Source organism: Limosilactobacillus galli (assembly GCF_947381495.1).
In the GTDB taxonomy this organism is placed as follows: Bacteria; Bacillota; Bacilli; order Lactobacillales; family Lactobacillaceae; genus Limosilactobacillus; species Limosilactobacillus galli.
Genome location: NZ_CANCWK010000052.1, coordinates 1 through 10,323, shown reverse-complemented (window position 1 = coordinate 10,323; position 10,323 = coordinate 1). Strand labels below are relative to the sequence as shown.

Annotated in this window: 8 protein-coding genes, 2 tRNA genes and 4 pseudogenes; 9 read left to right on the top strand and 5 right to left on the bottom strand. The window is 50.0% G+C overall.

Annotation, left to right across the window (positions count from 1 at the left end; genetic code table 11):
• Positions 1-161: 161 nt before the first annotated feature.
• A tRNA-Thr gene (locus QOS10_RS08435) sits at positions 162-234 on the top strand.
• A gap of 355 nt (positions 235-589) precedes the next feature.
• Here QOS10_RS08435 and QOS10_RS08430 read toward each other — a convergent pair.
• Both QOS10_RS08430 and QOS10_RS08425 read right to left on the bottom strand, forming a co-directional pair.
• Positions 590-1,603: a lipoate--protein ligase gene (locus QOS10_RS08430; RefSeq protein WP_283595029.1), complete on the bottom strand. Its 1,014-nt coding sequence runs from the start codon at positions 1,601-1,603 to the stop codon at positions 590-592.
• Positions 1,604-1,617: 14 nt separating this feature from the next.
• Complete coding sequence (locus QOS10_RS08425; protein ID WP_283595028.1) at positions 1,618-2,043, bottom strand: OsmC family protein; 426 nt, start codon at positions 2,041-2,043, stop codon at positions 1,618-1,620.
• Between the two features lie 202 nt (positions 2,044-2,245).
• On the opposite strand from QOS10_RS08425, the gene QOS10_RS08420 reads away from it, so the two are divergent.
• The 8 genes and pseudogenes from QOS10_RS08420 to QOS10_RS08385 all read left to right on the top strand — a co-directional run bounded on the left by QOS10_RS08420 (position 2,246) and on the right by QOS10_RS08385 (position 8,172).
• Entirely contained in the window at positions 2,246-2,626 is a 381-nt protein-coding gene (locus QOS10_RS08420; RefSeq protein ID WP_283595027.1) for a MarR family winged helix-turn-helix transcriptional regulator, read from the top strand.
• 222 nt (positions 2,627-2,848) lie between these two features.
• Positions 2,849-3,772 (top strand): annotated as a pseudogene (locus QOS10_RS08415) (TIGR03571 family LLM class oxidoreductase).
• Positions 3,773-3,795: 23 nt separating this feature from the next.
• Positions 3,796-4,405, top strand: a pseudogene (locus QOS10_RS08410) (NAD(P)H-binding protein); the annotation flags it as partial.
• Between the two features lie 267 nt (positions 4,406-4,672).
• Positions 4,673-6,568, top strand: a complete 1,896-nt coding sequence (locus tag QOS10_RS08405) for a heavy metal translocating P-type ATPase (RefSeq protein WP_283595026.1) — start codon at positions 4,673-4,675, stop codon at positions 6,566-6,568.
• A 22-nt stretch (positions 6,569-6,590) separates the two neighbouring features.
• Complete coding sequence (locus QOS10_RS08400; RefSeq protein WP_283595024.1) at positions 6,591-6,818, top strand: heavy-metal-associated domain-containing protein; 228 nt, start codon at positions 6,591-6,593, stop codon at positions 6,816-6,818.
• A gap of 2 nt (positions 6,819-6,820) precedes the next feature.
• Positions 6,821-7,366 (top strand): DNA-binding protein, encoded by a 546-nt coding sequence (locus tag QOS10_RS08395; RefSeq protein ID WP_283595023.1) that lies wholly within the window; start codon positions 6,821-6,823, stop codon positions 7,364-7,366.
• A gap of 25 nt (positions 7,367-7,391) precedes the next feature.
• A complete protein-coding gene (locus QOS10_RS08390; RefSeq protein ID WP_283595022.1) occupies positions 7,392-8,039 on the top strand; it encodes a Crp/Fnr family transcriptional regulator in 648 nt (215 codons plus the stop codon).
• A gap of 60 nt (positions 8,040-8,099) precedes the next feature.
• Positions 8,100-8,172 (top strand) — tRNA-Thr (locus tag QOS10_RS08385).
• A gap of 297 nt (positions 8,173-8,469) precedes the next feature.
• Here QOS10_RS08385 and QOS10_RS08380 read toward each other — a convergent pair.
• The 3 genes and pseudogenes from QOS10_RS08380 to QOS10_RS10280 form a co-directional block, all read right to left on the bottom strand.
• Complete coding sequence (locus tag QOS10_RS08380) at positions 8,470-9,342, bottom strand: Lreu_0056 family protein (RefSeq protein ID WP_283595021.1); 873 nt, start codon at positions 9,340-9,342, stop codon at positions 8,470-8,472.
• A 100-nt stretch (positions 9,343-9,442) separates the two neighbouring features.
• A pseudogene (gene istB, locus QOS10_RS08375) lies at positions 9,443-10,180 on the bottom strand (IS21-like element helper ATPase IstB).
• A gap of 2 nt (positions 10,181-10,182) precedes the next feature.
• Positions 10,183-10,323: pseudogene (locus QOS10_RS10280) on the bottom strand (IS21 family transposase); the annotation flags it as partial.

Here is a 10,323-nt window from a genome sequence, read left to right as displayed (position 1 = left end):
AACACAGCAGTTAAGCTTCAACACGCCGAAAGTAGTTGGGGGATCGCTCCCTGCGAGGATAGGACGTTGCCACGCAAATATTGACGCGAATCCATTAGCGGGTCCGCGCTCTTTTCTTTAATAACAGTTTCTGATATAATAACTGAGGAAATTGTTATTATGCTGACTTAGCTCAGTTGGCAGAGCACGTCATTAGTAATGATGAGGTCGGAGGTTCGAATCCTCTAGTCAGCACTAGATAGTGTAGGATAGCCTATTATAACGCTGTTTATAGACGTTATAATAGGCTATTTTATATACAAATATGTTATCAGTTTCTCACTTTTTTCTCACGTGAACATTAAATGATTATTATAATTTTTGATGAGGTGGTACTAATGCGGTCATATCAACTATTTTAGCCATTAATTTGTGTGAAAAAGTGTGAAATCGCTAGAGTAAAGATACGTAGTTAAAGTGTGCCACTAAAATAATATAAATAATTCTAGCAGTTAAGTATATTATTCTTGAAATTTAGAAAGTTATTTCTTGCAATCTGCCAAAAGTAAAAACAGGAAGTCGAGTTGGTGTTTTTCGACTTCCTGTTTACTTATTTTTGTTGTAAAAGAAGGTCCAGAATCGCGTCCTCGGGAATTTTGCCGAAGTAGTCACTGATTCGGACGTCTTTTAAAGCATCTTTGACGGCCTCCTCGTCATAACGGACCCCGATCAGCCGCTGCTCAAACTCACTGATTGCCCGCTGGCCGAAGAAATCACCATAGGTCTTGAGGGCTTTGATGCGGCCACCTTCCAGGTTGATCCGGAAATCGACTGTCCCCTGGGCAAAGTGCTGCCGGTGCTGGATGGCCGCCTTTGGTGATTCGCCGTAGACCCAGTCCCAGTTGCTGTAGACGGCCTGGTTGAGCTGCTCGACGTTCTTCTTCGTCTCATCGTCCAGTTGGTATTCGCGGGCATCCTTCAGGTCGTCGACACCCAGGATAGTCTTGGCTAAGGTGTCCCGGAATTTTTCAATGGTCAGGTGTTGGTATTCGGGCTTGAAGAACGGCTTTAGGTTGGTGACCCGGCTGTGGACGGACTTGATACCCTTGGAAGCAATCTTGTCGGCCGGGACATTCAGGGCTTTACCGATGACGTCCAGGTCGACGTCGTACATCAGGGTCCCGTGGGAGAACATCCGTCCTTTTTCGGTCTTCATTGCGTTTCCCGAGAATTTCTTCCCGTTGATTTGGAGGTCGTTGCGCCCGGACAGCTCAGCCTGGGTGGCGCCAAGCTTATGTAGGGCCTTGATCACGGGATCGGTGAACTTCCGGAAGTTGCCGATCGAGTCCCCGTCGTCCTTAGTGATGAAACTGAAGCTGACGTTGCCGAGGTCGTCGTAAACGGCCCCACCGCCAGAGGTCCGCCGGGTGACGATGATGTTGTGCTGCTTTACGTATTCCTGATTGATCTCCTCGTAGGCATCCTGGTAACGACCCAGGATAATGCAGGGGGAGTTGATGTAGAAGTACAGGATAGGTTCGTCAAGGTTGGCGTGCTCCATCAGGTAGGTCTCAAGTGCCAGATTGTACCGGATATCGCGGTTATCAGTTACAAGGTATTTCATTATGTGATCCTTCCTTAGTTAAAATCGAAGTCATCAACGAGGTTCACTTTAACGTTGTCACTGTTCTGGAGAAGCTTGGCGACTGGACAACGCTTCTCGCATTTTTCGAGGATGGCAACCGCTTCATCATGGCTGACCTGGGGAATCTTGACCTGCGCATCGAGCCAGAATTGGAAGCCGGGGTTATCAAAGCCCATCTTGATGCCGACCCGGACAACGCTCTGGTGGGACAGTCCCCGACGCTTCTCTTCCGCCTCAATGGTTGCGTTGAGGCAGGTGGCCAGTGCCAGGCCGATCAGTTGCTCCGGGTTGGTGCCCGGGGTATCGTGAACCGGATTGCTGGTGAGCACGTCGAGGTCACCACCGGTAATAACCTTGGCGTGGCCCTGGATGCCCTCCTTGTTCTCGACGACGGTTTGGTACAGTACTTTCTCTACCATCATAAATATCCTCCTTTGAATTCGCTTACTTAATTATAGTGCGGTAAGCGAAAATGGAAAGCAATATGTATTATAGTGACGACTAATCGGATGGATAGGGTGCTTTTACCTATTTGGTAGGAGCGGGGGGAGCTGTGACATTGTAGTTAACCATGTTATAATAATTGCGTGCGCAAGCATATAAGCAGAGAGGGATGAGAAAATGACGTACCTTGACCAATGGTTTGTATACACCAACCGTCAGCTGGCAATGAAGAAGGAGATTGAGCAGGCAATCCAGCGTGTGGAGGGCTCGACCCTGACGTTGAACGAGTTCTTGCTGCTGTACTTCTTGGATCAGACGGCCGATCACCGGATAATGCAGAATGACCTGCAGGATAAGTTGCACCTTTCCGCGTCGGCGGTCTCGCGAATGATCACCAAGCTCGAGGCCAAAGACTGTGGAGTGATTGAGAAGGTTGCCTGCAGTACGGACAAGCGGGCCACCTACATCGTTTTAACGACCCGGGGGGAAGAATTGCTTAAGAACGTTTTGCAAGAGGTCGAGGTCAGCCTGGCAAAATACAAGGATTTCCTGAAGTGAAATAAGTGACCGCCCCCTTTTTACTATTAACGTTGCGTGCGCAAACAAATTGATTGAAAGGAAGTACAAAGCATAGCAAAAGAATTTGATCAAAACCACCTGAATGTTCCGAACTTGTCGATTTTGGGAACCAATAACAGTGGCCTCTTCCACTCGACTGAGGATGGTGCCGATGAGGCTACCCTGCCGGCCGACCTGGCCAGCCACAACGGCTTTTCCCGGGTGTTTAAGAAGGGAAAGCTGACCTTTGGGTTGATCGTTCCGTTCAAGGGTTACCCGGATACGCCAATTCCAGATGTCGGTGACCTGGGAGAAACGGCCCAGCTGGCCGAGAAGGCGGGGTTCGCAACCCTGTGGATCCGTGACGTGCCGTTTTACGATCCCCACTTTGGTGACGTCGGTCAGGGGCTCGACCCGATGGTTACGATGGGGTACCTGGCGGCCAAGACCAGCAAGATTGCGATCGGGACCGCGGGGATGATTGCCCCGTTGCGGTAACCGATTCACATTGCTAAGGCGGCCGTTTCGGCGAATGTCCTGACTAATAACCGCTTCATCCTGGGGATGTCGACGGGGGACCGACCGGTAGAATATCCGGCCTTTAAGAAAACGTTTGATGATCGTGCCGAGCATTTCCGGGAGTCGTGGGAGATGATTCGGACCCTGGCGGACCAGGGGAGCCATTTCGCTAAGTTCGCGGGCAAGCACTACGGAACCCTGGACGGCTCGATTGACATTTTCCCGAAGATGCCGGGGGACAGTCGGTTACCGATGATCTCGATCGGCCGCTCGCGGCAGAGCTTCGGCTGGCTGGCCAACGACGCGGATGCCTGGATCTGGCACGGGGTCAACCTGGATGACACCAACAAGATCGTCCGGGTCATCAAGGAGTGCAACAAGGACAACACCTGGCATCCGTTTGGCTACGCGAACTTTGTGGAGCTGCTCGACGACCCGAACGCGCCGGCCCGGCTGTACAACAACATCTACCTATGGGGCGGCTCCAAAGCGATCGCCGACTTCTGGGAGCAGCAGCGTGAGCAGGGCCTTTCCCACGTCACGATCAATCTGAAGCCAACGCAGCGGCCGTTCAAGGAAGTTGTCCAGGACTTTGCGGAAAACATCCTGCCGAGGTTCAAGGATTAGTTTATTGATGGGAGGTTTTTATAATGAAGAATGTATTGGTAATTGGTGCTAGCAGTCAGATTGCCCAGTGGGCGGACAAGGCATTGGCAAAGAATCCAGACATCAACCTGACCCTGTTTTTACGTCACCCGAATAAGCTGAGTGCCGACCTGCAACAGGAGCGGCAGATCGTCGGGGATGCGACGGACCTGGATGATGTTCGCAACGCCGTCAAGGGGATGGACATCGTTTACGCAAGCCTGGCTGGGGAGGTCAAGAAGGCCGCCGAGACGATTGTGAAGGCCATGGACCTGGAGGGGGTCAAACGCCTGATCTGGACCTCGTCTCTGGGTATCTACAACGAGATCCCCGGTGAGTTTGGCCGCTGGAACCAGCAGGTCCTGGGCGGCTACTACCACCGGTACCGTCTAGCAGCGGACGTGGTCGAGGGTAGTGACCTTGACTACACTATTATTCGGCCAGCCTGGCTGACCAACCTCGATGAAGTTGACTACGAGACCACTACGCGTCAAGGGAACTGAGGTCTCACGGCGGAGTGTGGCGGCCTTCGTGGTCAGCCTGATCAAGGACCCGACCAAGGCTGTTCGTGACTCGATTGGGGTCGACAAGCCGGGCACTGATGGCGATCGGCCGCGGCCAGAGGTAATGAGTGCCAACGGTGGTTATGAGCCGGCAACTAAGGAAGATATCAAGCTGCGTTTTCCATAAAATTTATTTTCCTATTCCCTCAGAAATGCTGACATAACGCTGGGCCGGACTTGGAACACCCAGCCCTGAATAAAATCGGTTGATGAACCCGCGGCGGCTCATCAACCGATTTTTTGTTTGCAGAACTTGACGACCGTCAATTTAGTCCGGGCGGAGCTTCCCTATACTTAGATGGTGAAGGGAGAGCTGCATATGGTTAAGATTCAACAATTTTTCACGAAGTACCGCCACTCGATCGTGGTAGTCACGACAGTCATGCTGGTGCTGGCGGAGGCGGCCCGGTTTGGTGTCCACAGCCTGTTGGCCTACCAGGCCATCATGGTTGTTGCCGGCCTTATCGGTTTGGCACCGATCCTGCTGACGGCGATCTCGTCTCTGGAGGTCCGGTTGATCTCCATTGATGTCCTCGTCAGCATTGCCGTGATCGGGGCGTTCATCATCGGCGAGTTCAATGAGGCAGCGATCGTGACCTGGCTGTTCATGCTGGGGGAAGTCTTGGAAGATGTGACCCTCCAGAAGACCCGGTCCGCTGTTCAACAGCTGGCCAACCTGGCCCCGCAAACGGCCCTGGTGGTCAATGACGACGGCACCACCAGCGAGGAGGACGTCGATTTCCTGGATGCCGGAACCCGGGTCCTGGTCAAGACGGGGGCCCAGGTGCCGGTCGACGGGACGGTCCGCGCCGGGTCTGCCCTGGTAAATGAGGCCAGCATCACCGGTGAGTCCCGCCTAGTCACCAAGCAGGCAGGCGACCCAGTCTATGCCGGTACCATTCTGGAGAACGGGACGATCACAGTGGAGACAACGGCAACTGGGGATGCCACCACCTTTGGCAAGATCATCGAATTGGTGGAGGAGGCCCAGGATTCTCAGACCAAGACCCAGCGCTTCATTGACCGCTTTGCCAAGTACTACACACCGTTCGTTCTGCTAGCGGCGGTCATTGTGGGCCTGATCACCCGAGACTTTCGCCTGGCCATCACCGTGATGGTTCTCGGTTGCCCCGGGGCCCTGGTCATTGGGGTGCCGGCCTCAACGGTAGCGGGGATCGGTAACGGTGCCCGACGGGGGATTCTCTTCAAGGGTTCGGACGTCATGGACCGGCTCCGGCATGTCGACACAATCGCCTTTGACAAGACCGGGACGCTGACCCTGGGTAAGCCCGCGGTCAAGGATGTTCTGGTACTGGCCGGGGACCGGCAGACGATCATCGACCAGGCAGTGGCGATTGAACAACAGTCGGATCACCCGCTGGCCCAGGCAATCACTGACCTGTCAATAGATCGCCAGCTGACCCCAACTAATGTAAAAACGGTGAAGGGGCAGGGGATCCGGGCCACGATCGCGGGCCAAGAGTACCGGTTAGGTAACCAGCAGCTGGTTGCGGGCCTAGTTGAAAATGCCCCCGACCTTAAGGAGAAAACAACACGATTGGCCGCCGCGGGCAATTCCCTCGTGATCTTCGCCAGTGCCGACCGGAGTGAATTGGCCATTTTCGCCATCAAGGACCAGCTCCGTCTGCAAACCGCACAAGCCCTGCGGCAGCTCAAACAGTTGGGTGTCAAGCACCTGGTTATGCTGACTGGGGACAATGCGGGGACGGCTAAAGAGATTGCGGCGGCTCTCCCGATCGACGAGGTGCACGCGGAAATGCTGCCCCAGGACAAGGCCCGTTTCGTTGAGCAGGAACGCCAACAAGGCCACCGGATCGCCTTTGTCGGGGACGGAATCAACGACAGTCCGGCTCTGTCGGCGGCCAACGTGGCCGTGGCGATGGGGTCCGGAACGGACGTGGCAATGGATGTTTCCGACTTCGTCCTCGTGAAGTCCGACCTGGCCAACCTGGTGACCGGCTTTGAGTTAGCTAACAAGACTATGCGGAATATGAATGAGAACATCGCGATCGCCCTCTTGACGGTTGTCCTGCTGTTCATCGGTCTCTTCGTTGGCTACATTGAGATGGCTTTGGGGATGCTGATTCACGAACTGAGTATCCTGATTGTGATCTTGAACAGTATGCGGTTAATCAAATATTCGCCGAAAGTTGACCACCGTCAATTTTTGAAACCGGCCAATGACCTAAAATAAAGCATATAAGGAAGTGTTCAGAATGGAAAAAGTAATGATGAAACTCGGTGGACTGACCTGCCCATCGTGCCTGACTAAGATTCAGAAGGGCGTGGAGAGCATTGGTGGTACTGCGGACGTCAAGGTGCTTTTCAACGCGGGCAAGGTAAAGTTTACCCTCGATCCGGCCCAGACTTCTATCGATACGGTGCAGAAGAACATTGAGAAGATGGGCTACGCAGTCCAGGGTGTCAAGACAAAGGAGCTTTAATTATGACAAGTGCAGAACGATACGAACAAGAACTGAAGCAGAGCGACATCGACCATCACACCCCGACCGCCGGAGCGATGACCGGTCATATCATTGCCAACCTGCTGATCCACTCCCTCAAGATCAGCCAGGCCAAGCTGTTTGCTCAAGGCCCTGCCGCTTTATTCCTGGCCCAGACCGGGGACAAGTGGATCGAATACGAGCAGGCGGAGTTCGCCAAGCTCAACCGCCTGCTGGTCAATAGCGGTGAGAGCATCCCGACGACCACCGACCAGTACAAGCAATTCACGATGCTGGAGGAGGACGGGGTCACCAAGTACCAGCAGGGGGATGACCAGCTGTTTGCCCTCGTCAAGGACTTCGATACCCAGACCCTCTTCATCACAAAGGCGCTCGCCCTGGCCCAGAAGGAGAAATGGCCGGAGCTGGCAAACAATTTGACCGACCTGCTCGCCTGGATCAAGGGACAGATCGCCCTGACCCAGCGCTTCCTGGGTCATGATTTGCGGACAGGGTTGTATACTGAAGACGACGATGACGACTTCTAGAGACTAGTCTGGTGGAGGGATGACTATGGCAGAAGAACTTTGCGTGCGGCTGGTGCCCCTTTTCAACCAGCTGAGTATTGACCGGCAGCGGCAGGTGGAACGGCTGGTTCACCACCAGCGCGTCAGTCGGGGAACAATCGTCATCAGCCCGAACAACAGCAACCGCTTGGTGATCGTCAAACGGGGGAAGGGCCGGTTGTACCAACTGAGTGCCGCAGGCGAGGAGCAGGTCCAGCGGGTCCTGACCACCGGGGACTACGTGGGTGAGACCTGGCTGCTGGGGGTTACCAACAGCAGCAGCTACGTGGAGATGACCACGGACAGTGACATCTGTATCCTCGATTGGGCGGACTTCACCCGGCTGATCCAGGCCCACAGCGACATTGCCCTAAAGCTCCTGGCCGGGCAGGCGGCGACGATCGACGACCTGCGGCAGCAGACCCAGCTGATGGGCCTGCCGAGCATTGAGGAAAGACTGGCGATGTACCTTAACCACCTGGTCGCCAAGCAGGGCAGCACGCTGGTCACCTTGCCGCTGAAGCTGAAGGACCTATCTTCGTACCTCGGAACGACGCCGGAGACCCTGTCCCGCAAGCTGGCCCAGCTGCAAAAGAGCGGCCAGATCGAACGCCATTTGCGACAGATACGGGTATTGAAGTCATCTGTAAATTAATTTAAATTACCTCTTCCAATTCTAAACGTGATCTGCTATACTACTATTTGTTGGTTAAATGCTGACTTAGCTCAGTTGGCAGAGCACGTCATTAGTAATGATGAGGTCGGAGGTTCGAATCCTCTAGTCAGCATAATTAAAACTTACAAGGTTTATTAGTCCTTGATATATCAACGTTTTACGGAGATGTATCAAGGACTATTTTTGTTTATTTTAGAATATTATGCACACAGCTGTGCACACAAAAAAAGCGTGTGCATGTGAAAATTGAGTAACATCCTATAAACGTTGATTTAATAGGAATAATTAATTGAAAACTGTGTGCATTTCTTAAACTTGAGCAAGTATAGTTTTTATGGCTTATATGTGGTATAGAGTAAAATAGGTACTACATAAATTCAAAATATGTAGTACCTATTTTAATTCATGATTAATCTACGTCCATATTGTCAGTAATAATATCAACTGTTTGACGTTGATTACCAGCAGTATAGAATTCTTGTTTTAATTCTGAAAGAGTAGTTGTATGTTCAATCATTTTTTGCTTATATGCTGGTGTATCATTACTGTGATCCAATGTCCAATAGGTAACATTATTACCATTAATTTGATACTGAACATCACCATCAGAGCCATAACCAACAGTTTTTCTACCATTATCAGCAGTAGACAACTCCATATTAGCATCATTGTTGTCAGATACATCTAAAGTATCGAAGCCATTTGCTTTAGCGTAAATCAGAACTGCTTCAGTTTTTTCATCAAGGTCAGTTGGAGCTGGTTGTTGGCTACTGCTATTAGAATCTATATTTTTATTTAAATCATATTTAGTAACTATCTCATCAATCGTATCTTTTTGGTTGGCATATTTCTTCACTAATTCTTGCTTAGAATAGGTTTTACTACCATTCTTGTTACCCATGCCAGTGCCATCAGTATTTTCGTCATATTTAACTGTTACATTATCATTATTAACAGTAATATCTGTTGAATGCCCCATTGGAAAGACTTCAAAGGTATAAGTATTCGCATTTTTAGAAATTTTCATGCCGTCAGAATCGCCAGTACTTTTTTCTGCATTTGCTAATTTTGAAGCATCCGTTTGACTAAGCATTAAATAGCCCATTACACCATACTCGTTATTATTGAACTTATCAGTTTGTGGCTTTGAACTACTTGCTGCTACTTTCTTAGCAGTTTTAACATTATCAGATGTATTCTTGGAACTTGATGATTGGTTGCTACATGCAGCTAAAGATATTGCAACTAAAGCTGTACTAGCAATAACGATACTCTTTTTCATGATAAACTCCTCCATTGTGTTTATGACACTGTAGTGATATGTCAAGGGCAATTTAAAATTGTCGTTTTATGGCGGTTTAAAAATGTATGATTTGGGCGGTTTAGGGATTGACCGATGCCAAACGGTATGACTTTCCCTTGATCTTAATTACATGTGAGTGGTAGACAAGGCGGTCTAAAATTGCTTCTGCCGTCGCCGTGCTCTGAAGGACGGTTTCCCAACTTGATAATGGTACATTGGTCGTTATGATCGTTGATTTACGTTCATAGCGGCCATTTATTAGTTGAAACAATAGTTTCGCTTCATCCGCTGTTATTGGTAAATAGCCTAATTCATCAATGATTAACAGGTCATATCTTTCATATCGGCGCATTACGCGCTCTAAATGTTGCTTTTCTTGCGCCGCCTTCAATCTAAGTATTAATTCATGGCAATTAATAAATAGTGTTCGTACACCTTGCCGGCATGCTTCGATGCCAAGACCAATTGCCAGATGCGTTTTACCTACGCCAGGGCTGCCAATAAAGATAATATTCTCTTGATTATCCAGAAATGACATGGTCGCAAACTCAGCGATTTGCTGCTGGTTAATCGAAGGTTAAAATTGATAATCAAACTCATTTAGTCGTTTAATAATCGGAAATCTAGCACGTTTGATTCTTCTCTTTAGGCTTTCCTGCTGCTGATAGGTAATCTCCTTATCAGTTAATTCTAATAGTGCTTCACTAAAGCTGATTTGACTGTCATTGACTTGTTGCCGATAATCCGCAATTGATGCAGCCATATGATGTAAATTTAACTTCGTTAAATTATCAATTAGTTTTTGATACTGATTCATTTTTATTCCCCAATCTGATCATAGATACTGAGGTTGTTAAGCATATATCGATTAATTTCTTCATCTGTTTTATCTTCCATCAAATCACTTTTTAGAATGGCATGTTTATCGTGCGGATCATAATTAAACTGCTTATTGGTTAA